Here is a 24,267-nt window from a genome sequence, read left to right on the forward strand (position 1 = left end):
GACCGCTGCCCGGCCCGCCGGTCGACGATGGTCGCATCCTGCGAGGCGAGCAGGATCGTCACCGGTGCATCGGCGAGTTGATCGGCCAACCGATCCAGGACCGGCCGCGCCGCACGCACAAGCTTCGAGTCTGTGGGGGTATCGATGTAGCGCAGACGAGAACCGTCCGAAGCCGCCCCGATGGCACGGCAGCGGCGCCAGGACTGCTCGATCTCCGGCCGCACTCGTGGCGAAGCATTGTCATACCTGTCGGAGTCATACCTATCGGAATTGCGATCGTCTACGTGCATGCCAAGCCGCTCGGTCACGTCATCACCACCTCGAACACCTCACGGTCAGTACGAACATTATGTAATAGAGGTCACATGGACCATGGGTGTCCCAGAACGCTACACCACGGACTTCTGGGCCCACATCCGGCGCATGCGCACCTTGTCCAATTTGCCCACTGACGTCTTGGGGACCTCGTCTACCCGCACGAACGTGTCGGGGAGCCAGAACTTCGGCAGGGTGACCGCCAAGTGGGCCCGAAGCTGATCATCGGAGACCTCCTCCGTTGTCCGAACCCACGCCAAGGGGCGCTCCTGCCAGGTTTCGTGCGGTACCGCGATGACAGCGGCTTCCACCACCGCCGGATGCAGGAGCAGCTGGTTCTCGACCTCGACGGAAGAGATCCATTCTCCTCCGCTCTTGATGAGGTCTTTGACCCGGTCGCGGATCTCCAGCCGGCCGTCCGGGTGGATCACCGCGACGTCGCCGCTGCGCAGCCAGCCGGCGTCGAACGCCTCGGCGGCGCGGTCGTCGTCGAGGTACGTCCCGGTCACCCACGGCGAACGAACCTCCAGCTCGCCGGTGGTGAAGCCATTCCACGGCAGCTTCCGACCCTCTTCGTCGACGACACGCACCTGGAACAACGGCAAGGGTCTGCCTTGGCAATCGGCCGAGTTGCTGAAAGTTCCCATAGGGGAGGTTTCGGTCATCCCCCACCCGTTGACGGTCGCCACTCCCCGCTCCGCCCACCACCTCACCAGCACTGGTGGCAGCACCTGCCCGCCCAACCACATGGTCTGCAAACTTCCGAGGTCGTAACGCTCGGGATCGGCATCGAACTGTGCACGCATGAGCGCCGCCACGGCCGGGGCGCCGACGAAGACATCGGGTGTCTGATCCGTGATGATGCGCAGCAGCTCCGCGGGCGAGGGGTGCGGCCCGGGGAGGACGAGACGTGCGCCCTGCAGCACCCCCGCGTACGGAACACCCCAACTGTGTACGTGGGACATCTGCGTGGCAAGCAGGTACGAGTGCCGACCGTCGATCGCGACGCCCCCGGAAGCACTGATCGCCATCGCGTGCAGCACCGTACTTCGATGGCTGTACACGACCCCCTTGGGCAGCCCGGTGGTACCCGAGGTGAAACAAATCGACGATGCGGTCGTCTCGTCGAACTCCGGGAATTCCCCGATCGGCACGGCATCGAGCAGCAATCCGTCGAACGACCACCAGGTCACCTCTGCAGATATCGAATACTCGGCCTGCTCGAGATCACCGATGACCACCACATGCCGGATCCGCGGGAGGCGCGGGAGAATCTCGAGGAGTACGGGCAACAGATCAGCGTCGATCAGCACAACCTCGTCCTCGGCCTTGTCCATTGTGTAGGCGATGTGCTCGGGTGACATCCGATGGTTGACCGTGTGCAGCACTGCCCCGCACGCAGGAACTGCGTAGTAGGCGACAAGATGCTCGAAGGTGTTCCAGGCCAACGTCGCAACCCTGGTTCCGAACCCGATGCCCAAGTTCTCGAAGGAACCAGCAAACCGGCGTGCGGTCGCGCCGAGATCGCGGTAGGTGAACTCTCGGTCTCCGCGGGTTGCGTCGCACGAGACTCCGACCCGGTCGGCGAAGACGTTCTCAGCACGCCACAGCAGCGAGCTGATCAGCAGTGGACGATCCATCATCGTGGTGAGCATGGCGCATTCCTCCGGATCAGGTGAGCGAGGGTACGACCAGCCTGCACACCAACCCTGGCACCGAACCGTCCGAATTTGCGACAGCGCCCGATGAACTCGTCCGCACTGTTGCGTTGTGGGACACCTCGACCGCCGTGAGGATCCCGAGACTGGAGCCACCTCACCCGCATAGGCGCCCGGCCGACACCGGCCGAGCCCAGCGGGCAACGAGCGCCGGAAGAAAGGTACTCCCATGACAAGTCGTCCAATGACGGAAGTCGCAACAGGATTCACCTACACCGAGGGACCTCGGTGGCATGAGGGCCGACTGTGGTTCGTGGATTTCTACACCCACTCGGTCAATGCCGTGAACGCCGACGGATCCATCGAACAGGTCTGCACCGTCGAACACCAGCCGTCCGGACTCGGATGGCTTCCCGACGGGCGCATGCTCGTCGTCTCGATGAAGGATCGCAAAGTCCTGCGCCGCGAACCCGACGGCTCGCTCGTCGAGCACGCCGACATCTCCGAACACTGCCACGGTCACGCCAACGACATGGTCGTCGCCGCGAACGGTCAGGCATACGTCGGCGAGTTCGGATTCGACCTCATGGGAGGTGCCGATCACGAGCACGGCGTTGTGGTCCTCGTCGACACCGACGGCACTTCCCGAGTAGCTGCCGAAGGACTGTCCTTCCCGAACGGTATGTGCATCTCCCCGGACGGAAGAACGCTGTACGTCAACGAACTGTTCGGCAACCGCGTCTCCCGATTCGATATCGAACCGGACGGCACACTCGGCCCCCGTCAGGACTTCGCCTCGTTCGGCGATCTCGGCGACGAGCCGAGCGTGGAGAAGAGGCTTGCGGCGTGCACGATTGCACCTGATGGTCAGGCCCTCGACGCTGAAGGTGCCATCTGGATCGCCGACTGCGTCAACCAACGTGCCGTCCGCCTGGCCGAAGGCGGAACCATCCTGGACGAGGTGAGTACGGCTCCGCTGGGAGTGTTCGCGGTTGCGCTCGGTGGCGATGACGGTCGCACACTATTCCTCTCGGTCGCACCGGATTTCGACGAAGCCAAGCGCAGCGCTGCGCGTGAAGCCAAGGTCCTCTCGACGAGAGTCGACGTTCCGCACGCAGGGAGGCCGTGATCGTGCTGCGCACACGTTTCACCGACACTTTCGGGATCGAGCACCCGGTGGTGTGCGGTGGCATGACCGGGGTCGGCACCGCGGAGCTGATCTCCGCGGTGGCCAATGCCGGGGGTTTGGGGTTTCTCACCGCGCTGACGCAACCCACCCCCGAAGCTCTCGTCGCTGAGATCGCCCGGTGCCGGGAGATGACCGATAAGCCGTTCGGTGTCAATCTCACCCTGCTGCCCACCGTCACTCCCGTGCCGTACGACGACTACCGGGCCGCGATCATCGACAGCGGCATCACCATCGTGGAAACCGCCGGCAGCAACCCCCAGGAACATGTAGCGGCGTTCAAAGCCGCCGGGATCAAGGTCATCCACAAAGCGGTAGCGGTCCGGCATGCGATCAAAGCACAGTCCATGGGTGTCGACGCCGTCAGTATCGACGGGTTCGAGTGCGCCGGCCATCCCGGCAACGAGGACATCCCCGGCCTGATCCTCATCCCCGCCGCAGCGCGCGTGCTCGACATCCCGATCATCGCCAGTGGCGGATTCGCCACCGGCGACGGATTGGCCGCAGCACTGGCCCTCGGCGCATGCGCAATCAACATGGGCACCAGGTTCGTGGCCAGCGACGAAGCTCCTGTGCATCCGAACGTCAAGGCCCAGATCGTTGCCAACGACGAACGCCAGACCATCCTCGTGTTCCGAGAGTTCCGTAATACCGCACGTGTGGCCCGCAACTCCGTCTCCGAGACGATCGCAGCCCTCTCCGCCCGCCCTGACGCCACGTTCTCCGACGTCGCACACCTCGCCTCCGGGGTACGCGGCCGAACGGAAGTGCTGGAGAAGGGGAACATGGAAGGCGGCATGTGGTGGGCCGGCCAGTCCCAAGGTCTCATCGATGCCGTGCTTCCCTGCAAGACGATCATTTCGGACATCGTGAGCGATGCCGAAGCCGCCATCCGCAGGATTGCCGCCGACCTCGCCTGACAGGCAGACGGGAGAAGTCATGGAATACACCACCCTTCGCCACGAAGTCGAGGACGGCATCCTCACCGTGGTGCTCAACCGTCCCGACCGTCTCAATGCGTTCACCGTCGAGATGGCCGACGAACTCGAGCACACCTTCGTGTCGGTGAACGACGACGACACGGTCCGGGCCGTGATCGTCACCGGAGCAGGGCGCGCTTTCTGCGCCGGCATGGACCTGTCGAGTGAAGGGAATGTGTTCGGACTCGACGAGTCGAAACGCCCCACTCTTGCCGACATGAAGAATCTCGACGACCCCGAATTGCGCCGGATCCGCGACACGGGCGGTCGTGTCACCCTCGCAATCCATGCCTGTCGTAAACCGGTGATCGCCGCAATCAACGGTGCGGCCGTCGGAATCGGTGCAACCATGACGCTGGCGATGGACGCGCGGCTGATGTCGACCCGAGCGCGGTTCGGCCTGGTGTTCGGCAAACTCGGAATAGTGCCCGAAGCGTGCTCGACATGGTTCCTTCCCCGGCTGGTCGGCATGCCCACTGCGCTGGATCTGGTCTATAGGGCAGAGATCCTCAACGCCGAGGTCGCATACATCGACGGGTTGGCGCAGGCGGTCCATGAACCCGAGATGTTGCTCAGCGAAGCGCGCGCGTTGGCGAATGCCTGGACCCGCGACCGCTCATCGGTCTCGGTGGCCCTGATGCGCCAGATGCTGCTGCGAAACGCGGCCGCTGCTCACCCCGCAGATGCCCACCGCGTCGATTCGCTGGCCATGTTCTACACCAGCATCGGCGACGGCGCCGAGGGAGTGCAGGCATTCCGCGACAAACGCCCACCCGAGTTCCATGACAAGGCCTCAGCCATGCCGCCGTTCTACGAAGAGTGGATCGAGACAACGACGCCGTGAACACCTACTGCGTCCCCGCTCCAACCGACCGAACAAAGAAAGTCTCATGAAGCGCACTGTCCTTATGCATGAACTCCGCCAGGAAATCGGACTACCGCTCGGCGACGGCATCCCCGCTGATTCGTCCGCATCTCTGATGGTCTCAGCCGATGCTCTGAGCGCGTGGGGCGCGGAGACCGAAGCGGCCGCAACACGCGAGTTGGCAGCGATGCTCCATCAGTGCCTCTGAATACCGAACCTTCCACTTCACCAGCTCGGTTCGTGATGATCGATCCACGCAGGACATCGAACTCTCAACGGATCAGGACTGGAGAAGCCCCGCACCCGGTTGGAGCCACCTTCCCGATCACGGGGAAGGTGGCCCGCCGCGTTACGCACGGAATGCGCCCGTGTGCGAGTGTTCGACGTCTCCTACCCCAAACACGTACTTACTTCGGGGCTACTGTCCGTCGGCCGAGGAATCCGTCGAGCCCTCTCCTCACGCCCGCGGTAGGAACGGTAGTTGCGAACCATGCGGCCTCGACAGCGAGTCCTTCGTCGATGGGCACGTTGAGGCCGCGGGTGACGGCGGCGAGACAGGCATGCACTGCGGTCGGTGCGTGGCGTTCGATGCGTACCGCCAACTCCAACGCGGTGGACAGCAGTTCGGTGGCCGGGACGACGTGGTTGATCAAACCCATCTCGTAGGCACGGTGGGCATCGACGGCGTCGCCGGTGAGGATCATCTCGAGGGCCCGTTTGCGGCCGATATGGCGTGGCAGTCGTTGTGATCCCCCGAACGGTGGTGGGAATCCCAGTGTGATTTCCGGTTTGGCGAAGAGGGCATGGTCGGCAGCGACGGCGAGATGTGCTGCTTCGACGATTTCGCATCCGCCGCCGTAGGCGAGGCCGTTGACGGCGGCGATGATCGGTTTCGGGAATTGTTCGATGCGTTTGGTCAGCCCTTGTCCGCGGGTCACGATCTCCTGCAGGGCGTGGGTGGTGCCGGCCTCGATGCTCTGCGCCAGGCAGGAGATGTCCGCGCCGGCACTGAAAGCCCGGTCACCGGATCCGGTGAGGATGATCGAGCGGATCGCATCATCAGCGGTGGCATCGTCCAGCCACGCCGACAACTCGTCGATCGTGGTGTAGTCGAGCGCGTTGAGTTTGTGAGGGCGGTCGATGGTGATCACTGCGGTCGATTCTGCGTGGCGCACGTGGATGCTCATACGGTTCCTTCGATCGAATGTCGCGAGGCACTGGCGGCGTGGTGGTTACAGGGACAGGGTGTGGCAGGCCGGGTCGTAACGTTGGGTCTGCTGGAATTTGTCTCGCATGCCGTGCAGGAGATGCGAGGGCGTGCGTGCGATGTCGTAGACGAGTTCGCGGGCGCGGTCGAGAACGGGGCGGTCACGGACGATCTCGGTCAGCAACCCGATCGTAAGAGCTTCGTCGGCCTCGACGGTTCGACCGGTGAGGACGAGTTCGCGTGCGCGGGTGGGGCCGACGCGTTCGGCAAGGGGGCCGTAGACGACGGGGAATCGGCGGTGTTCGGGGTGGGAGAAACTCGTGCACGCGGTGCCGAGGCGGATGTCGGTGAGTACCGCGAGGTCCGTTCCCCCGGCCATGGCGGGTCCGTCCAGTGCGGCGATCACCGGCACGGGGTGCGTGGCGATGGCGGCATTCATTCGGTCGGAGGATTCCCACAGTCCGGCCTCGTCGATCCGGTCGAATTCGGTGAGGTCGAATCCTGCACTGAAGACGTCTCCGCGGCCGGTCAGGATCACCACGCGGGCGTCGGTCAGGGCCTCGAAGGTGTGGGCGAGGTCAAGTCGCATCGCGTGCGACAAGGCATTCTTCTTATCGGGACGGTTCAGGGTCACGACGGCGACGCCATATTCGTCGAGCTCGGTGGTGTCCACGTCGATGAGGGAACTATTCATGCTGCCTCCATGGCCAGGTCAGGGGCGGGGAACCCCGATGGGATTGGGTAGCGGGATGACGCCGGTGTCGAACAGGCGGCGACTGATAGGCGCAGCGATCGCGATGATCGTTTCGACGCCGGTCTGACCGAGGGCGGTCACCGGATCCGCTGCGAGGAAATCGGTGCGGTCCTCGATGCTGCGTCGCAGCGCTCCCCCGCTCTTGGTGAGCCGGCCGCCGATATCGATCAGGCCGCGGGCACGCAGGCGACGCTCGGAGGCTTCCCATTCCTCATCGCTCCAGCCGCGGTTGGGTTGCATCATCTCGCGGGTGACTGTGCCGGTCGCGGCGTGCGCGACGACCGCATCGATGCCCCGCAATCCCGCGTGCACACAGGCAATGACATGACCGTCTCCACGATGTTCACGCAGGACTGTCGCGGCGAGCCACAGCTGAGCGGCGATATCGTCGGGACGGGGAACGCGCGACCATCCGGCTGCCAGCGGTCGCCCGGCGAAATGACATCCATCCGCTGCCATTTCAAGGTACGAAGCGAGTGTGTCGAGGTCGCGTCGGGGTACGTCGCGGAGGTAGTCGGTTAGGACGAGGCGCGCGGTGGTGATTCGTGCCTCGAGTACCGTGCCAGGATCCGCGCACGCCCAGGCTTCGGGCAGGGCGCGTGCGACGCGGCGGTCGGGGAAGCTGAAGAACATCGATTCGACCGGTGCTGCGGTCATCGCCCCCAGCGGTGCGGCGCGGCCGGCGAAGTAACCCATCCAGTAGCCGCTCATGCCGAGATCGAGGGAGATCCGGCGGTGGTGCGGGGAGAAGTACGGTGCCGCGTGCAGCGGTTCGATTGCCTCCCACAGGCGTCGGGCCAGTGTCGCTGCCGGTTCTGCCATCGCCATTCCTCCGCTCGGTGGTCGTGCAGGTCCAGCATCGTGCTTGCACCACCAGCCCGGACAGTGCCATTTTTGTCGAGTGGACCAGGACACTGCGTGGTGGACAACTGTCGTCTTCGCGACGGACGAACGCACCGACCTTCCTCGCTACCTACGAATCGTCACGGCGGTCGAACGAGCCATCGATTCCCGCACCGTGACCTACGGTCAGCGCCTCCCTGCCGAACGCACCCTCGCCGCCGCACTGTGCGTCAGTCGCGGAACGGTGGTGCGCGCCTTCGAAGAACTCGTCGAACGCGGGGTCGTCGAACGCATCCACGGTTCGGGCACCTTCGTTCGTCCCCGCCGGACCTCCTCTCACGCGGTAGTGCGCCATATCGATTCGTCGACCGAGGACATCGGCGACGTCATCGACCTGTCCAGGCCAGCCCCGGTGGATCCGTCGCACCTTCCTGCAATCGACTGGAGCTTCGACCCAGCCGCTCACAGGGCGGGCGTTCCCACCCGGGGACTTCCGGTCCTCCGGCACGCCCTGGCATCGCACCTCACACGCCTGGGCCTGCCGACCGAAGCGGAACAAATCGTCGTGACCACCGCAGCAGCAGAATCACTCGATATCGTGTTGCGAGCGAACTCCGCCGCGAAACGTCCGACCGTGCTCGGCGCACCGTTATGGCCGACGCTGCGTGCAGCCTTCACCGAACACACTGCGACCTCGCTGTGCCTGTATCCCGACGCCGGGGGCATCGATCCGGCGGCGATGCGGCGCGCGCTGCGCCGCACCCGTGCTGCGACTGCCTTCGTCGATGTGGTCGAGTCCGGACCCAGCGGACAGACGACGGCCTCGTCGCGGTTACCGCGCCTCGCCGCGGCGATCGAGGATCACACCGCCGTCGTGGTCGAGGAGCTGTCATTTCTTCCGCTCGCCAGGTCGCGCGACCCCCGGCTGCGACCGCTGGCGGCGCTGTCCGAACGGGTCACCGCGATCGGGGAACTCAATCGCGTGTTCTGGGCCGGGTGCGGCATCGGGTGGATCCGGCTTCCCGCGCCGGACGCATCCCTGCTCAGCGCATTGCCCCGTATTCCGGCCCCGGCGGTCAGTGCACAGGTCCACGCCGCACGGTTGCTCGACGCAACCAGTCCGCAGTGGTACACCGCCCGCTACGACACGCTCGCCGAACGGGTGGTCCTTCTGCGCAGCATGCTGGCGGGGCTGATGCCGAGTTGGACCGTGGCGTCGACGACCGGGGACGGGCTGTGGATCCGCCTGCCGGTCGTGGATGCGTCGACCTTCGCGCACGTCGCCGTGCGCGGCGGAGTCAGGGTGTGTGTCGGGCGCGAGTGTGTCACCGACGGGAGCCTGCGCGAGTACATCCGCATCTCGGCGGCCGCGGACCCCGCCGTGCTCGAGTCTGCGGTGGATCGGCTCGTCGAGGCGTGGGCGACATATACGCGGCGATTGGCGGCCAGTGTGTGAGCTGCCGGTTCATGCGCGGGCGCGGGTGCCCTCCGCTGGGCCGAAGACCACCAGTGTCGCGAAGTCCTCGCCGACGTCGACGAAACGATGGGGCAGACCTGCTGGGACGAACAGCACCGCCCCAGTCGGTGCCGGCACGGTCCCGGGCGGCGTCCACAAGGTCGCAGCCCCCCCGCGGTGACGATGTAGATCTCGTCTTCGGTGTGCGGTTGTTGTCCGTCTACACCACCGTTCGGAATCGAGTAGGTGCCGACGCTCAGATCGGGGCGCCGCAGGTGTTCGACATAGCGAGCAGTGGAGGTGGGCTGGACCTGCCCAGCGTCATCGAGCCGTCGCGCAGGTTCGGCGCGCACCGCCCGTCCGGACACGGTGATGCCCTGCCCACTCTCGCCGATCCGCACTCCGATCTTGCTCGGCCGTCCCATGTCAACTCCTTGGTGCACGACGAACCGGTCTCCCGGCTTCGCCACGCCCAAGTGGCGGAGGTATCCGCCGAGAGCGGCCGCGGCCGATCCGGTCGCAGGGTCCTCCACGATCCCGCCGACGGGAAAGGGGTTGCGACTGTGAAGGTCCCGCCCGGAGCCGAACCAGAACAGCTGGGCGGTCATCGCGTCGAGTTCGGTGAGCACGGTCCGCAGCGCGTCGAAGTCGTAATCGAGGCGAGCCAAGCGTTCGCGGGTGCCGACGCCGAGGATTAAGTGTCGAGAGCCCGCATCACATACCGCGGCGGGGAAGCGAGAATCGAGGTCATCCGGTGCCCATCGCAGCGCTGTCAAGGCTGCCGCGACGATGTCGTCCGGCACGGTGGTGATCGTGGGTGGGACCGATGTGAAGGCCGCGTGCAGACCGTCGGGACGGCGTTCGATCTGCACCGGCACACGGCCTGCGCGGGTCAGCATGACGATGTCGTCCTCGTCGCGGTGTTCGGCCAGGGCGATGGCGGTGGCGATGGTGGCGTGTCCGCAGAAGGGCACTTCGACCTCAGGGGAGAAATAACGCAGGCGATAGGTGTGCGGCGCATCCCCGTCGGTGACGAAAGCGGTTTCCGATGCTCCGACATCGCGGGCCACCGTGAGCATCTCGCGCTCCGACATGCCCTGTGCATCGAGGACTACGCCGGCCGGATTGCCTCCCCCGGCATCGACGGCGAACGCTTCGTACAGCTCCACTCGCGCCACTGTGCTCTCTTCCTCCATGTCCGACATTGTTGCCGCTTCGGTTCAACCGCGAACGAAGGGATCAAGGACCAGGATCGCGATGCCGAAACCGCACATGACGCCACCGGTGACGATGGCAGTCCAACGCTCCGACCGTGGGCCGAGCGTGCCGATCCGGGCGGCGAGCAGTGCCACCGTCAGGAACCATGCTGCTGCGAAGACCACCAGAAACAGGCAGTGTCCGACCAGGGTTGGGTAATCGGCGTCCGGACCTGCGAACGCCGGTACGACCGTGACGAACACGACCAAGGTCTTCGGATTGGTCATATCCACGAGAAGGCCTCGTCCGAACCGACGTGCAGGTGCCAATATCCGCTGCGACGCAGGGCTTCCCGGAGCTGTTTCCTCGGTATCGGCGGGAGCACGGACAGCGCTGCGCAGGGACGTGAGTCCGACGAAGACCAGATAGAGTCCACCCACGATCCGTAGGGCGTCGAGAGCGGCGGGTGCGGCGACGAGCAGTGCACCGAGTCCGGTGCAGGCGGCGACGGTGAAGACGAGCATGCCGGTAACAGCACCGAGTGCGATCATGACACCGTCGGTCCGAGAGCGCACGGCCGCATCAGCGATCGCCAGGCTGTCCGGACCAGGGGTCATCACCATGAAGGCGACCGCAATGACGAAAGCGGCGGTCATGACCTATTCTCCCCTTCATCAGCATGTTCCGGTCACAGGCCACCGGCCACGGTGATGGTCGTGGCGGTCAGATACGAGGCGTTCTCTCCGGCCGCGAACAGCACCGCGGCGGCGATCTCGTCCGCCGTGGCGATGCGGCCGAGAGGTATCCGTTCGACGACCCTCTGTGCTCGGTCCGGATCGCCCGCAGCGGCGTGGATGTCCGTGTCGGTGGTGCCGGGCGCGATGCCGACGACACGGATGTCCGGCGCCAATTCGCGTCCCAGGCCTCGGGTGATCGCCTCGACCGCAGCCTTGGACGCGGCGTAGCCCACATACTCACCGGGCGCCCCGGTAGTCGCGGCGATGCTGCTGAGGTTGACCACCACACCCGGCAGGGAATGTGCGCGCCAGTACCGGACCACGGCGGCCGTCATTGCCCACAGTCCGAAAACGTTGACGTCGAAGACTTCCCGCACCGTCGTTTGACTGACGGAGAGAAAGTCGCCGAGCGGGCCGGTGATCCCGGCGTTGTTCACCAGAACCGTCACCTCTCCCCTTGTCCGCGTCACCGTGTCGAGGACGGTTCCTGCCGCGTCGGTGTCGGCGACGTCGGATTGGATGGCCTGGACTCGGGGGCCGCATTCGGTGACCAGTCCGGTTGCGGCATTGGTGTCCCGGTGGTAGGTGAAACTGACCTCGTGGCCCGCACGAGCTGCAGCCCGAACGATCGCGGCACCGATCCCACGGCTACCACCCGTCACCACGAAATGCTCACTCATCGGAGTTCACACCACACTGAAGTCGCTCGGAATGATTCCGCGTCCGGTCAACGCGAGCAGGACGGTCTCACCGTGACCACGGCGCACCGCCAGCTCGGTCGCCAACGACACCGTCTCCCGCAGCGCCTCGACCGGGACCGATTCCGGCTGTCCGGTCGCTCGGGCCAGGTCCAGACCGTGCACTGCCAACTCGAACGTGCGAGTCGGGAGGTAGTGCGACAGCAACATGCCACCCACCACCGTCGTCACGATCCGATCGTCGGTGTGGGCGAGAGCGTGCAGCGCCCGGTCTCGCATCTGCGCCAGCGTGGCCGCGGGATCCTCGCCGAGTTCGGCGCCGGCCTGCTCACCGCGTCGGCGGACTGCGTCCGAGTCGACGAGTTCAGCTGCCAAGAGGTAGTAGTCGGCGGTGGACGGCACAGTCTGCTCGATGGCGGGCCGTGAAAGATAGTCGACGACCGTGGTCAGCGCGCGACCGATATGTCCCACCAGCGACCGCACCGTCCATTCCCCCAACGCCGAGTTGTTCCACTGCTCCGACGCAACAGCAGCCGCTAGCGCAACAATGTGATCAGCGGCCGCCCGGAACCCATCAACCGACAGCGCTCCGCCCGGTGCGCCTGCACGAACGTGTCCGGTAACAAGTTCACCTTCGTCGATCCTCATGACGCCAGGAAACCCTCTCTGTCCCCCGTCTCAACAGTGCCATTTTGTGAGAAGCGATCGGGTTTTCCGTGAAGTGGACCAACGCGGAGAATTGGGGCTCCAGCTATTGGTCTACATGCGCGAGCACCCGACGCGCTTGCCGAGCGACTGCTTCATCGATCAAAAAGCCAGCCGCGTCCACGGCAACACCGGACTCCGCTACCTCTAGGCGGGCCAGCACGGCGCGTGCCGCACGTACCTTGTCCTGCGAAGGTGTGAACACTCGTCGGACCGGTTCGAGCTGGGCAGGGTGAATACACGCCTGACCGACGAACCCGAGCCGTGCAAGAGCACGGGTACCCGCCTCCAGAGCGTCACTGTCGCGGAAATTGCGCGACACAGCGGCCGGGGGCGGGTTTATCCCTGCCGCCACACTCGCCGCGACGACTTGGCTACGTGCGAACAGCAGCGCTGTGTCATCGCCGTCGACTTCGACACCGAGATCGGCGGCCAGATCGACTTCCCCGAGTTGCAGGAACCGCATCCGGGGCGCACGCGCGATGGCCAGGGCGTCGAGTACGCCAGCAGCGGTCTCGATCAGCGCGGATACCGCCGCCCCGGGACAGAGGTCAGTTAGGAGGCCGTCGACCTGTTCGACCTCGCGTGCGGATCCTACTTTCGGCAACCACACTCCCGTCAGTCGCGGGTGGGCGACAGACTGGATGTCCGCTTCCTGCAGGTCACCCGGGTTCACCCGCACCCACACCTCCACGGAACCGGGTGTGAGTGCAGCGATCCACCGCGCAACAGTTTCGCGCGCAAGTTCCTTCCGATCAACGGCGACCGCGTCCTCGAGGTCCAGCACTACCGCATCGGCACCCGAAGCGAGTGCTTTGTCGAAACGCTCCGGGCGGTCACCCGGGACATACAGGTAAGTCAGCGCCACGCTCACCCGATGACCCCGGAGCCGGAGACCAGCGCCTTGGCGATGACGGTCCGCATGATGTCGTTGGTGCCCTCTCCGATCGACATGAGAGGCGCGTCGCGGTACAACCGTTCGACGACGAATTCCGTCGAGTATCCGTAGCCGCCGTGGATACGCATCGCTTCGAGGCTCGCGGTGATGGCCGTCTCGGACGCGAAGTACTTCGCCATTCCAGCCTCCATGTCCACGCGCTTACCCGAATCTGCCTGCGAAGCAGCCCAATACGTCATCAACCGGGCGGCCTGCAAATGGGTGGCGATGTCCGCCAGCTTGAGCTGGATCGCCTGGAAGTCCGCGATCGGCTGCCCGAACGCCGTGCGCTCTCGCGCGTAGGACAGTGCTGCATCGTAGGCTGCTTGAGCGATACCGACGCTACGGCCTGCAATGTTGAGCCTGCCGATTTCCAGGCCGGACAAGGCCTGCTGCAAACCGCGCCCCTCCGTTCCGCCAAGCAATGCGTCCGCAGGTACCCGAATGTTGTCGAGCAGGATTTCGCAGGACTCGGTGCCCTTGTACCCCAGTTTGCCGAGATCACGTTGCACCTCGAACCCGGGAAGCGTGGTGTCAATCAGCAGGATGCTCATGCCCTTGTGCGCAGGCTCTGCAGACGGGTCGGTCTTCACCAGGACTGGGAGGACATTGGCGTGCCGGGCGTTGGTGATCCACGTCTTCGCGCCGTTGACGACGTAATGGTCCCCGTCGCGGCGCGCAGTCGTTCGAATGCCCTGCAGGTCTGTGCCTGCGCCGGGCTCGGTGAGCCCGATCCCGGTCCGCCATTCTCCGGTGGCCAGTTTCGGTAGCAGGGTCTGCTTCTGTTCCTCGGTGCCGTGACGGTTGATCATCCAGCAGGACAGGTTGTGACTGCCGAGAATTCCGGCGATGCCCATCCAGCCGCGAGCCAGTTCCTCGTACACGAGTGTGAACGACACCTTGTCGAGGTCGATGCCGCCGTACTCTTCAGGGGTGGTGATGCCGAACAATCCCATGGCCTTCATGTGTTCGACGATCTCCGTGGGATACCGCCCCGACTTCTCCCATTCATTGGCAACGGGCACGATTTCCTTGTCCACGAAGTGACGCAATGCCTTTCGGAACGCCAGTTGCTGCTCGTCGAATGTGAAATCCATGATGGCTCCTAGGATGTTCAGTGCAGGGGTGCGGGTGCAATGAGGGCCGCGAGATCGAGTACGGCGGTCAGATTCGGCTCGTCAGCCAACCCGAAGATGCGGTCGGCGAGCTCTGAGGCACGGGGATGATCGCCGCAGTTGGCGGTGAACTTGGCGAGCAACTGCTGATCGTCGAGGGGGAATGCGGCGGTGCCGCGGCTACCTTCGACGCGTCCCTCGAGTACACGCCCGTCGTCGAGGGTGATGATCGCATGTCCGGGTGCCGATGCTGCCGGCCCCTCGGTCGGGGCTTCGACGACACGGACCGTTCGAGCGGTCGCGAGCACCGAATCGCGGACGATCGAAGTGTCGGTGTAGGTCGCGACGTCGATATGTCCGTCGTGCACGAGTGCAGCAACGCTCCACGGCAGGTCGAACTTCCCGTCATAAGTGCTGCGCGGTGCGGCCACACCTGCGTTCGGACCACACACGATCGGCACCGAATCCGGATGAACGTGCACCTCGATGTCGACCACTTGGGCAGGCTCGACGGCCGTGTCGGTCAGAGCCGCTGCAACCGCGTCGAGAGTGACATGCATGAGCTGGCAACTCGGATAGGGCTTGATGCCGATACGGGTCGCTTCCCAGTCTGTGCCCAACCCGTCCGTCAGCACCGTGAGGTCCGCGGTCCGCTCCGACATCGACGCATACACACCCCGACGCCCCTCGAACACCGATTCCGGACCGCTGGCGCCCGCAGCAGCCAGCCGGGCTGCGAGAATCCCGCCCAACGTGGCCGAACCAGGGTGGAGCGCCTTGGTGTCGGCATCGGTGTCGAGGAACTCGAGCAACCCTCCACTCGATGATCCGGCGACACCAAGAGCGTGCACTAAGACCGGCACCGGCAATCCGGTCAACTTGCCGGCGACGAGGGCTGCAGCGAACGGGCCGACCACGGCTGTCGCATGAAGGCCACGTCCGTGAAAACCATGCGGGCTGACAGCCCCGAGGCGGCACGCCGTCTCCAGTCCGATCGCAGCGGCGGTAAGAACTTCTGCGCCAGTGGCTCGAACCTGCTGTCCGGCGGCGAAAGCCGCAGGCAGAGAGACTGCGGTGGCGTGAACCAGGGCGCCGGCATGAGTGTCGTCGAAGTCCAAGGCGTGCACCAGCACCGCGGTCGCCATAGCTGCAGCCGGAGCGGAGATCGCCCGCGTCCCGGTTAGCGGTCTGGCTTCGGCCGGACCGCCGAGTGCATCGGCGACCGTCCACGCCGCGCGCCCGTATCCGAGCCGTTGCGCGGCGACGGCATTGCCGACCCCGTCGAGAAGATGCCGGGCGACCGCATGCCGGACATCGTCGGACAGGTCCGCAAGAGTCAGACCGTGGGCCCATTGGGCAAGTACCGACGACGTCACGCCCGAGCCCCGCTTGCCTGCTTGCCGAAGGCACCTTGCCCGACCAGTTCCGCAACACGCTCGGCGCTGTAGCCGAGGTCGCGGATGATCTCGTCGAAATGCTCGTTGCGTAGCGGCGCGCGCCGGTACTGCGTCGTCTCGGAGCCGAACCGGACCGGTGAGGCAACTTGGCGCACCGTTCCGAAGGTGGGGTGGTCGGTCTCGACGAGGAGACCTCGTGCAAGGGTGTGCGGTTCGGTGAGGGCCTGGGCGACGTCGTTGATCGGACCCGCCGGCACACCGGCAGGCCCCAGGCGCGAGAGCCAGTAGTCCACGGGCTGGCTGACGAAGGTCTGCTCGAGGATGGGGAGCAGTTCGTCCTGGTGCTCACCGCGCAGTGCGAAGTTCGCGAAACGTGGATCGGCGCCCAGATCGGGCCTGTCGATCGCAACGACGAGGCGTTCCCAGAACTTCTCCTTGGCGCAACCGACGACGAACCAACCGTCGCTGGCCTCGAAGGCCTGGAACGGTACGAGGGAGGGGTGCGCCGAGTTCTTGGTACGTACCGGTTCGAAGCCAGCGTTCAGATGCCAGGTGGCCGGGTAGGTGAGCAGCGACATCGCGGTGTCGTAGAGCGAGACGTCGCAGTCCCCGCCGATGCCGTCCCGTTTGGCGGCGTGTAGCCCGGACAGCAAACTGATCGCAGCGACGAATCCGCCCGAATAGTCCACGAGCGAGAGCCCGGACTTGGTAGGAGGTCCGTCTGGGTCGCCGGTGACGCTCATCCATCCTGCGAGGCCTTGCAGGATATAGTCGTAGCCGGGCTCTTTCGCACGCGGTCCGGTCATACCGAAGCCCGTGAGGCTGCAGCAGACGATAGCCGGATTGAGGTGCTTGAGGTCGTCGTAAGTAATGCCGATTTTCGCGGGCACATCTCCGCGGAGATTGGAGTAGACCGCGTCGCTGGTGCGGACGAGGTCCTCGAACACTGCGCGCCCGGCGGGGGACGACAGGTCGAGTGAGAGGCTGCGCTTGTTGCGGTTGAAGGTTTCGAAGAACAACGAGTCCTCGGCGTCGTTGTAGGGCGGGACGTAACGTCCGACGTCGCCCCCCACGTTCGGATCTTCGATCTTGATCACGTCGGCACCGAGGTCGGCGAGGTGGACGCTGCCGAACGGGCCTGCGCCGTACTGCTCGAGCGAGATAATGCGGACGTCTTCGAGTGGTTTCATGAGAGCGCCCCTTCCGGGTCGGCGGGTGTCGGCAGTTGCAGCGGTCCGCCCTTGGCTTCGGGGAAGTAGTTCTGGCCGATCCCGCTCTCGCGGGTAGCGACCATGACCGACCGCTTCCACGAGATGACTTCGGTTCCATCTTGATTCAGCCCCCGGGTGATCATGGAGACGATTCCGGCATAGGGCCGGGATTCGGACCGGCGCAGTCCTATGCAGATGCTTTCTGCGTAGATGGTGTCGCCCACGTATACCGGGTGCGACATCTTGATGTCGGTGAATGCCAGGTTCGAGATGGCGTTCTGACTCATGTCGAGAACCGAAATACCGAGTACCACAGCAACAGTCAGTCCAGAGTTGACGATGACCTTGCCGTCGGTGATGGGATTCTGCGCTGCGAGATGAGCGTTGAAGTGGTTTTGGTTGGTGTTCATCGACAGCAACGTGATCCACGTGTTGTCGGCTTCGGAGATCGTGCGCCCGATGGGGTGCTGGTAGATGTCCCCTACAACGTAGTCCTCGAAAAATCGGCCGAGAACAGCCTGATGCACTGCCACCGTGTCTCCTCACATCAGTTCGGCGAGTACGTTCCTTCGAACAATACATCAGACATTTCAAGGGTCAATAGTGCAGAGCAAGGCAATCATCCGGGGATCTTCGATACCTACTCGCCTAAAAAGCAGATGTTTTGAGTCAAGCCTGTCCGCGGCGATCCATCCGGCGATACGAGTCGCCCAAGTTGTCCAGATGCCTGCGCATCAGATCCATCGCAGCCATGGAGTCTCCGGCAGCGACGACATCGAGGATCGCACGGTGATCGTGATCGACACACTGCCAGAACCCCTGCGGGGCATGCTCGCGCCCGAACCTGCTGGACAGCACTCGAAACACCGGCGCAGTGATCAACTCCAGCAACGGATTGTCCGTCGCCCGAAGAAGAACCAAATGGAACTCCTGATTCTTCGCGAACGTCTCGGGTCCCTGCAAGCTGTGTGGGTCGAAGATCGACGCTTCGAGTTGCTTGAGGTGCTCATCGGTCCGACGGAATGCCGCCATGCCGGCCGCCGGCACCTCCATGAGGTTACGCACTTCCATCAGCTGCGCGACGGTGACCGTCTCAGCCGCCGCCATCAATGCCACACCCGTCTCGAGATGCGCACTGATATGCCCGACACTCGGCGCGGCGACGAAACTACCGCCGGTGACTCCCCGAGTCGTGGTGATCAAGTTCTGGCTCGCCAGCGAACGCAAGGCCTCACGGATGGTGCTGCGACCGACACCGAATTCAGCGGTCAACTCTGCCTCTCCGGGCAACCGGACACCGGGTTGCAACTCACCGGACAGGATTCGGTTGCGCAGGTGCTCCGCGAGGACCGCATAGGCAGGTCCGTTCTTGACGGGTGCGTCCCCGGTCGTCGGTTCGGTCACGAGCGTCGACTCTTCTCTCTCGAAAGCTGCGGTGAACGGCCTGAGCCTAACCCGACGCTGCGGCCGAGTTAGGGCGCCGCGCACCTGTCCCATACCCCCTAATCATCCGCCCTTTAGGTGATTTTTCCAAGGATTGAACCGATCGGACCGCGATTTTGGGCAGATTTCTCCCGAAAACATCTGAGGTATTGATTTCTTGGTCGCCCTCAAGCACGATGACCTACATCACCCTCCCAGTGACCCACCACCCCAGACTTCGGACCGCCGCACGGCTCGGTCGTCCCCTCCGCTCCTCGCGGGCACCGAAAGATTGGAAGTATTGATGAAGAGAATTGGAGTCGACGTCGGCGGCACGTTCACCGACCTCGTGCTGTGGGACGACGACGGCACCGTAGTGGTCCACAAGACCCCGTCGACGAACCACGACCCCTCCATCGGAACCATGGACGGCATCGAGGTCCTCGCCGAACGCGCCGGCATCGACCCATCCGACATCGACATGTTCTTCCATGGCACCACCGTTGCCACCAACATCGTGCTCGAACACAACGGGTGCAACGTCGGCATGATCACGACCGAGGGATTCCGCGACCTTCTACACATCGCCCGCAAGAAGCGTCCCCTAAACTACTCGAACTACCAGGACCTGCCCTGGCAGAAATGGCAGTTGGTGCCGCGTCGCAACCGCCGGGTCGTGCCCGAACGGATCGATGCTTCCGGCAACGTCCTCGTACCGCTCGACGAAGATGCAGTGCGCCAAGAGGTTCGCCTGCTCCGTGAACGCGGAGTCGACGCTATCGCCGTTGCCTTCTTGCACTCGTACCGCAACCCCACGCACGAAAAACGGGTCAAGGACATCATTCTCGAGGAGTACCCCGAGGTGTTCATCTCGCTCTCCAGTGAGGTTGCTCCCCAGTACCGCGAGTACGAACGATTCTCCACTGCGGCACTCAACGCCTTCATCGGACCGAAGACCTCGAGCTACATCGCCAACCTCGCAAAGAAGGCCGCAGAGGCGCAGGTCGGCGACGACGTGCATCTTATGACCTCCGCTGGCGGTCTGGTCACCTCGCGCAGCGCCAGCGAACAGCCGGTCTCGCTGCTGACCAGCGGTGTGGTCGCCGGATTGCTGGGAGGATGCGCTATCGGTAAGGCCTCCGGCTTCCCGAGCGTCATCACACTTGACGTGGGCGGAACCTCCGCCGACATCGGTGTGGCGCCGAACGGCACCCTCCGAATGAAGCATCTCCTCGACACCCGCATCGGCGACTACCACGCCATGGTGCCGATGGCGGAGGTCGACACGATCGGCGCCGGTGGCGGTTCCATCGCCATGGTCGACGAAGGCGGCATGTTCCGGGTCGGACCTCGAAGCGCCGGGGCATTCCCCGGACCCGCCTGCTACGCCCGTGGCGGCACCGAACCGACCTCGACCGACGCTATGGTCATGATGGGCTGGCTGCGTGAGGACAGCTTCCTGTCCGGAACCATGAAGGTCGAACCCGAGTTGGCCCGTACCGCGATCCAGACCCACATCGCCGACAAGCTCGGAACCACCCTGGACGAGGCCGCGATGGGGATCTTCAAGATCCTCGCCCATTCCATGACCGAAGCGATCAGCCTCCACTCGGTACGCAAAGGTTACGACCCGCGCGACTTCTCGCTCATCGCCGAGGGCGGTGCCGGCCCCCTCTTCGCATGGCAGATCGCAGACCAACTCGGCATTCCCCGTGTCATCGTGCCCGGACACCCCGGCATCACCTCCGCAGTCGGATTGCTGACCACCGACATCCGGTACGAAATTCCCACCACCGTCTGGACCTCCTCCGCGGACGCAGACCTGAACCTGCTACAGACACAGATGGACCGACTCGCCCGCGAAGCCATCGCCCAACTGGAAGCCGACGGCGTTCCCACCGAGAACATCTCGCTCGAACGAAGCGTGGATTGCCGCTATGTCGGACAAGGCTACGAACTACGCGTCCCCGCTCCCGACGGCGACATCGACGATGTCTGGGTCAAGACCGTCGCCGAGGCCTTCCACGAGGCACACGGACGAACCTACTCCCAGCGTTTCGACGACAAGCCGGTGCAGCTGATCAACATCCGCGTCACGGGTGTCGGCGCCGTACCGCACGTCCGTATCACCGAGATCGACAAGGGCACCGCCGACTGCTCCGCGGCGATCAAGACCATGACCCGCGCATTATTCTGGCGCGACGAAACGGCCGCGCCCCAGTGGATCGACACCCCGGTCTACGATCGATCGCTTCTTCTGGCCGGCAATACCATCGAAGGACCCGCCATCGTCGAGCAGTTCGACTCCACGACCATCATCGGCATGAACCAGCACGCCACCGTCGACGCAGTCGGCCACATCATCATCGAGAGGAAGCCCGCATGAGCAAGACCCTGATGCCCAAAACCGGCGTATCGCTCGCGGGCGAGTCCCACCGTACGTGGAACGACGTCGAGGTCGACCCGATCACACTGCGTGTCATCGGCGGTGCACTGCAGTCGATGGCCAAGGAAATGGCGCAGGTCCTCTACCGCATGGCCTACTCGAGCCTAATCCGCGAATCCGAAGACCTCGGCGCCGGCATCTTCGACATCAACGGCCGTGAACTGTGCGAATCAGATTCGACACCGATGCACTGCGGTTCAATCCCCGCATACATCCGTGGCGTCAACCGCAGACTCGCAGGTACGTATCGACCGGGCGACGTCGTCCTGCACAACCACCCGTACCACGGTGCAGCCCACTCCCCCGACTACGGCGTGATCATCCCGATCTTCTGGGAAGGTGAGCACATCGGATTCGCCGGATGCACCGGACACGTATCCGACGTCGGTGGCAACTTCCCCGGCCTGTGCATGGATGTCGTCGATGTTTGGGCCGAAGGCAAACTCATGGATTCGATGAAGATCTATGACGCCGGTGTCCGCAACGACTACCTCATCCAGCACATCCTCGACAACGTTCGCACACCCGAACAGAACCGAGGCGATCTCGAAGCACTCATTGCCTGCGCACGCATCGGTGAGAAGCGATTCATCGAACTGCTCGAGAAGTACGGTCTCGACACCGTCATGAGCGCCAGCGAACGGTGGATGGACTACTCGGAGAACATGCTTCGCAGCCGAATCCGCGAAATACCGGACGGCAGCTACGAAGCACCCATCGGCTATCTGGACGACGACGGTAAGAACCGCGGTGTTCCCCTCAAGGTCGCCGTGCGCGTGCAAGTCGAGGGAGAAGACATCCTCATCGACCTCACCGGCTCCAACGACCAGGTCCCCACCGCCTTTAACGTGCCCTTCGAAGGATCCGTCCTCCCCGTCGCAGTCGCCGCGATCCGCACCATCCTGCTCGACGAAGACCTGACCGAGGAATTCGTCCCCCAGAACGACGGCTGCTTCCGCCCAGTAAGGGCATACGCACCCGAGGGAACGATCTTCAACCCGGACTTCCCGGCATCGTGCTTCGCCCGGTTCTCCCAGGTGAACCGAATCTTCGACTCCATCAACCTCGCCCTGGCACCCGTACTCCCCGACCACGCGATCGCGGGATCGTCGGCAGCACTATGCGCCATCGCCTACTCCGGCGTCGCTGAAGACGGCGAATCATATTGGGTGTACATCGAAATCAACGAAGGTTCGTACGGCGGACGCAACGGCAAGGACGGCATGGACGCCGTCGACTCGCTCATGGCCAATACCCGCAACAACCCCATCGAAGAACTCGAACTCAACCACGCCATGCGTGCCCTCCGATACGAACTCCGCGACGAAGCTCCCGCACCGGGCCAGTGGCGAGGCGGCATCGGCAGCGTCCGCAAATGGCTCATGGAGACCGACACCTTCCTCGGATCCGAAGCCGACAACCGCTCCGACCCGCCCGCCGGTGCGCTGGGCGGTCACGACGGCGTCGCAGGGGCGTTCACCCGCAACGCCGGAACAGACCGCGAGGAGGTGCTCTTCTCCAAGGTCACCCAGGAAACCATCCGCGCCGGCGAAACCTTGGAGATCAAGCTGCCCTCCGGCGGCGGTTTCGGAAATCCGTTCCTCCGCGATCCTTTCCAGGTCCTCAGCGACGTCTGGGACGAGTACCTCACGGCGGAGGACGCTCGACGCGACTACGGGGTCGCCGTCGACACCGACACGTGGACCGTAGACGAGGAAGCCACCGCGGCACTGCGCGCAGGGAGCGCATCCTGAGCGGCACCACACGTCGGGCCGCCGCAATCAGCGGCGGCCCGACCGCTCACGTTCTCGACGAGACGTTGGGCAGCGTCATCACCTGGATCGACACTCCGGACGCCACCATCGATGGTCCTCTGACCGGAATGCGTATCGGCGTCAAGGACAACATCGACGTCACCGGTGTACCCACGACCTGTGCGTCCCGGTTCTTCTCCGACCGCATCGCATCTGCACACGCGGAGGTCGTCCGCAGACTGATCGCTGCGGGCGCGCAGATCACCGCCAAGCTGAACATGGCCGAGTTCGCGGTCGGAGTCACCTCCCAGAACTCCGCCGCGGGCCCCGTCCGCAACCCCTGGGACCCCAGCCGGGTCCCGGGCGGGTCGAGTGGAGGCTCCGGCGCCGCAGTCGCTGCAGGTCTGGTGGACGCAGCCCTCGGTACTGACACCGGCGGATCAGTCCGCCTACCCGCAGCAGCATGCGGCATCACAGGACTGCGACCAACCTGGGGCGCAATCAGCAATACCGGAGTCTTCCCGGTCAGCGACGCCTTCGACACCGTCGGTCCGATGGCACGATCGGTAACCGAGGTTGCCCGCCTCTTCGACGTACTGCGCACCGACCAGGCTCCGGCGCCTAGCCCCGCTCGACGGATAGGGCTGCCGTCGGTGTTCATCACCGACGACGTCGACGCTGCCATCAGCGACGCAATCGACGCAGCGGCACGGCAATTGCAGAGCGTGGGATACGAGGTGGTACCGGTCGATGTTCCCGGCGCTGCTCACGCGCAGGACATCGTATACATCCTGCTGTACTCGGACCTTGCTGCGCTCCACCATGACCGAGTGCACTCGTCGCCCGATCTGTTCCATCCCGATACCCTCGCGCGTGTGTCCCTGGGTCTGTCCATTTCGGACTCCGAGAGAACAGCAGCCCTGGCCGCCAGGGCGGAGTTCCGTCGCGGACTCAGCGCGCTGTTCACAGACGTCGACGCCGTATTGACCCCGACGATGCCGGTCGACGTACCGCCCATCGCCGGTGATGACGACGTCATTGCACGCTCGCGCCGACTCGGCCAGTTCAGTTATCCCTGGTCCCTCCACGACGGACCCACGCTCGCGCTCCCGGTCGGATCTCACCCTCATACGGGTATGCCGATCGGTGCTCAACTCACGGCCGCGGCCCATCACGAATCACTACTGTTCGGCATCGGTGAAGAGTTTCAGCGCACCACGGACTGGCACACCAGGAGACCACCGCTATACATTATGCGCTGAGTCATTCTCGGGGATCACTGGCCATCACCCTGACCGAGGACGCGAAGAGTCGCCTCCCACCCAACAGGCAGCGGGTGAAAGGCGACCTGGTCCATCAACTCCGGCACACCCGGTGCTGTCAG

21 protein-coding genes and 2 pseudogenes are annotated in these 24,267 nt (G+C 64.4%); 7 read left to right on the top strand and 16 right to left on the bottom strand.

What is annotated here, in order from left to right; all coding sequences use genetic code 11:
- Together B9C99_RS23505 and B9C99_RS23510 are read right to left on the bottom strand one after the other, a co-directional pair.
- A pseudogene (locus tag B9C99_RS23505) lies at positions 1-308 on the bottom strand (hypothetical protein); the annotation flags it as partial.
- An 81-nt stretch (positions 309-389) separates the two neighbouring features.
- Positions 390-1,970 carry a long-chain fatty acid--CoA ligase gene (locus tag B9C99_RS23510; protein ID WP_088899526.1) on the bottom strand — a complete coding sequence of 527 codons (1,581 nt, stop codon included), beginning with the start codon at positions 1,968-1,970 and terminating at the stop codon, positions 390-392.
- 232 nt (positions 1,971-2,202) lie between these two features.
- Here B9C99_RS23510 and B9C99_RS23515 point away from each other — a divergent pair, with 232 nt between their 5' ends.
- The 3 genes from B9C99_RS23515 to B9C99_RS23525 are packed head-to-tail and all read left to right on the top strand — an operon-like array spanning position 2,203 to position 4,983.
- Entirely contained in the window at positions 2,203-3,102 is a 900-nt protein-coding gene (locus tag B9C99_RS23515; RefSeq protein WP_039583700.1) for an SMP-30/gluconolactonase/LRE family protein, read from the top strand.
- Positions 3,099-4,079 (top strand): nitronate monooxygenase family protein, encoded by a 981-nt coding sequence (locus B9C99_RS23520; protein WP_088899527.1) that lies wholly within the window; start codon positions 3,099-3,101, stop codon positions 4,077-4,079. Before B9C99_RS23515 ends, B9C99_RS23520 begins: the two co-directional genes overlap by 4 nt.
- 19 nt (positions 4,080-4,098) lie before the next feature.
- Positions 4,099-4,983, top strand: coding sequence for a crotonase/enoyl-CoA hydratase family protein (locus tag B9C99_RS23525; protein ID WP_088899528.1), 885 nt, complete (start codon positions 4,099-4,101; stop codon positions 4,981-4,983).
- Between the two features lie 428 nt (positions 4,984-5,411).
- On the opposite strand, the gene B9C99_RS23535 is transcribed toward B9C99_RS23525, so the two are convergent.
- The 3 genes from B9C99_RS23535 to B9C99_RS23545 are packed head-to-tail and all read right to left on the bottom strand — an operon-like array spanning position 5,412 to position 7,787.
- Complete coding sequence (locus tag B9C99_RS23535) at positions 5,412-6,191, bottom strand: enoyl-CoA hydratase-related protein (protein ID WP_088899530.1); 780 nt, start codon at positions 6,189-6,191, stop codon at positions 5,412-5,414.
- 45 nt (positions 6,192-6,236) lie between these two features.
- A complete protein-coding gene (locus tag B9C99_RS23540) occupies positions 6,237-6,905 on the bottom strand; it encodes an enoyl-CoA hydratase/isomerase family protein (RefSeq protein ID WP_088899531.1) in 669 nt (222 codons plus the stop codon).
- Positions 6,906-6,923: 18 nt separating this feature from the next.
- On the bottom strand, positions 6,924-7,787 hold the full coding sequence (locus B9C99_RS23545; protein ID WP_088899543.1) for a hypothetical protein: 864 nt from the start codon (positions 7,785-7,787) through the stop codon (positions 6,924-6,926).
- Positions 7,788-7,866: 79 nt separating this feature from the next.
- Between B9C99_RS23545 and B9C99_RS23550 the strand changes: the two genes are divergently transcribed.
- A complete protein-coding gene (locus tag B9C99_RS23550) occupies positions 7,867-9,264 on the top strand; it encodes a GntR family transcriptional regulator (protein ID WP_225623885.1) in 1,398 nt (465 codons plus the stop codon).
- Positions 9,265-9,273: 9 nt separating this feature from the next.
- Here B9C99_RS23550 and B9C99_RS26310 read toward each other — a convergent pair whose 3' ends face one another.
- From B9C99_RS26310 to B9C99_RS23605, 11 genes and pseudogenes are all read right to left on the bottom strand, one after another.
- Positions 9,274-9,402, bottom strand: a complete 129-nt coding sequence (locus B9C99_RS26310; protein ID WP_301179097.1) for a hypothetical protein — start codon at positions 9,400-9,402, stop codon at positions 9,274-9,276.
- 218 nt (positions 9,403-9,620) lie between these two features.
- Positions 9,621-10,469 (bottom strand): annotated as a pseudogene (locus B9C99_RS26390) (PhzF family phenazine biosynthesis protein); the annotation flags it as partial.
- Between the two features lie 15 nt (positions 10,470-10,484).
- Positions 10,485-11,117 carry a LysE family translocator gene (locus B9C99_RS23565; RefSeq protein WP_088899532.1) on the bottom strand — a complete coding sequence of 211 codons (633 nt, stop codon included), beginning with the start codon at positions 11,115-11,117 and terminating at the stop codon, positions 10,485-10,487.
- Between the two features lie 32 nt (positions 11,118-11,149).
- The gene (locus tag B9C99_RS23570) at positions 11,150-11,878 is read right to left on the bottom strand and encodes an SDR family NAD(P)-dependent oxidoreductase (RefSeq protein WP_088899533.1); all 729 of its coding nucleotides are present in this window, start codon (positions 11,876-11,878) and stop codon (positions 11,150-11,152) included.
- A gap of 6 nt (positions 11,879-11,884) precedes the next feature.
- Positions 11,885-12,544 (bottom strand): maleylpyruvate isomerase N-terminal domain-containing protein, encoded by a 660-nt coding sequence (locus tag B9C99_RS23575; protein ID WP_088899534.1) that lies wholly within the window; start codon positions 12,542-12,544, stop codon positions 11,885-11,887.
- A 103-nt stretch (positions 12,545-12,647) separates the two neighbouring features.
- On the bottom strand, positions 12,648-13,475 hold the full coding sequence (locus B9C99_RS23580) for a CoA ester lyase (RefSeq protein WP_088899535.1): 828 nt from the start codon (positions 13,473-13,475) through the stop codon (positions 12,648-12,650).
- Positions 13,472-14,635, bottom strand: a complete 1,164-nt coding sequence (locus tag B9C99_RS23585) for an acyl-CoA dehydrogenase family protein (RefSeq protein ID WP_088899536.1) — start codon at positions 14,633-14,635, stop codon at positions 13,472-13,474. The genes B9C99_RS23580 and B9C99_RS23585 overlap by 4 nt, the downstream gene beginning before the upstream one ends.
- Before the next feature lie 17 nt (positions 14,636-14,652).
- On the bottom strand, positions 14,653-16,029 hold the full coding sequence (locus B9C99_RS23590) for an MmgE/PrpD family protein (protein ID WP_088899537.1): 1,377 nt from the start codon (positions 16,027-16,029) through the stop codon (positions 14,653-14,655).
- Entirely contained in the window at positions 16,026-17,240 is a 1,215-nt protein-coding gene (locus tag B9C99_RS23595; protein WP_024100314.1) for a CaiB/BaiF CoA-transferase family protein, read from the bottom strand. Before B9C99_RS23595 ends, B9C99_RS23590 begins: the two co-directional genes overlap by 4 nt.
- Complete coding sequence (locus B9C99_RS23600; protein ID WP_024100315.1) at positions 17,237-17,794, bottom strand: MaoC family dehydratase; 558 nt, start codon at positions 17,792-17,794, stop codon at positions 17,237-17,239. Before B9C99_RS23600 ends, B9C99_RS23595 begins: the two co-directional genes overlap by 4 nt.
- Positions 17,795-17,930: 136 nt before the next feature.
- Positions 17,931-18,665 carry a FadR/GntR family transcriptional regulator gene (locus tag B9C99_RS23605; protein WP_088899538.1) on the bottom strand — a complete coding sequence of 245 codons (735 nt, stop codon included), beginning with the start codon at positions 18,663-18,665 and terminating at the stop codon, positions 17,931-17,933.
- Between the two features lie 322 nt (positions 18,666-18,987).
- Here B9C99_RS23605 and B9C99_RS23610 point away from each other — a divergent pair, with 322 nt between their 5' ends.
- Genes B9C99_RS23610 through B9C99_RS23620 form a run of 3 tightly spaced genes read left to right on the top strand, consistent with a single transcriptional unit; the run spans position 18,988 to position 24,145 of the window.
- A complete protein-coding gene (locus B9C99_RS23610; protein WP_088899539.1) occupies positions 18,988-21,069 on the top strand; it encodes a hydantoinase/oxoprolinase family protein in 2,082 nt (693 codons plus the stop codon).
- Complete coding sequence (locus B9C99_RS23615) at positions 21,066-22,883, top strand: hydantoinase B/oxoprolinase family protein (RefSeq protein ID WP_024100318.1); 1,818 nt, start codon at positions 21,066-21,068, stop codon at positions 22,881-22,883. Before B9C99_RS23610 ends, B9C99_RS23615 begins: the two co-directional genes overlap by 4 nt.
- Positions 22,829-24,145: an amidase gene (locus B9C99_RS23620; RefSeq protein ID WP_242411785.1), complete on the top strand. Its 1,317-nt coding sequence runs from the start codon at positions 22,829-22,831 to the stop codon at positions 24,143-24,145. Before B9C99_RS23615 ends, B9C99_RS23620 begins: the two co-directional genes overlap by 55 nt.
- Positions 24,146-24,267 lie beyond the last annotated feature (122 nt).

It is taken from the genome of Rhodococcus sp. BUPNP1, from assembly GCF_002215235.1.
Taxonomy (GTDB): domain Bacteria; phylum Actinomycetota; class Actinomycetes; order Mycobacteriales; family Mycobacteriaceae; genus Rhodococcus.

Excerpts from the sequence above, each read along its gene's own strand:
- B9C99_RS23510 (WP_088899526.1), bottom strand. The coding sequence starts at position 1,970 with ATGCTCACCACGATGATGGATCGTCCACTGCTGATCAGCTCGCTGCTG.
- B9C99_RS23515 (WP_039583700.1), top strand. The coding sequence starts at position 2,203 with ATGACAAGTCGTCCAATGACGGAAGTCGCAACAGGATTCACCTACACC.
- B9C99_RS23525 (WP_088899528.1), top strand. The coding sequence starts at position 4,099 with ATGGAATACACCACCCTTCGCCACGAAGTCGAGGACGGCATCCTCACC.
- B9C99_RS23535 (WP_088899530.1), bottom strand. The coding sequence starts at position 6,191 with ATGAGCATCCACGTGCGCCACGCAGAATCGACCGCAGTGATCACCATC.
- B9C99_RS23540 (WP_088899531.1), bottom strand. The coding sequence starts at position 6,905 with ATGAATAGTTCCCTCATCGACGTGGACACCACCGAGCTCGACGAATAT.
- B9C99_RS23545 (WP_088899543.1), bottom strand. The coding sequence starts at position 7,787 with ATGGCAGAACCGGCAGCGACACTGGCCCGACGCCTGTGGGAGGCAATC.
- B9C99_RS23565 (WP_088899532.1), bottom strand. The coding sequence starts at position 11,117 with ATGACCGCCGCTTTCGTCATTGCGGTCGCCTTCATGGTGATGACCCCT.
- B9C99_RS23570 (WP_088899533.1), bottom strand. The coding sequence starts at position 11,878 with ATGAGTGAGCATTTCGTGGTGACGGGTGGTAGCCGTGGGATCGGTGCC.
- B9C99_RS23575 (WP_088899534.1), bottom strand. The coding sequence starts at position 12,544 with ATGAGGATCGACGAAGGTGAACTTGTTACCGGACACGTTCGTGCAGGC.
- B9C99_RS23585 (WP_088899536.1), bottom strand. The coding sequence starts at position 14,635 with ATGGATTTCACATTCGACGAGCAGCAACTGGCGTTCCGAAAGGCATTG.
- B9C99_RS23595 (WP_024100314.1), bottom strand. The coding sequence starts at position 17,240 with ATGAAACCACTCGAAGACGTCCGCATTATCTCGCTCGAGCAGTACGGC.
- B9C99_RS23610 (WP_088899539.1), top strand. The coding sequence starts at position 18,988 with ATGAAGAGAATTGGAGTCGACGTCGGCGGCACGTTCACCGACCTCGTG.
- B9C99_RS23615 (WP_024100318.1), top strand. The coding sequence starts at position 21,066 with ATGAGCAAGACCCTGATGCCCAAAACCGGCGTATCGCTCGCGGGCGAG.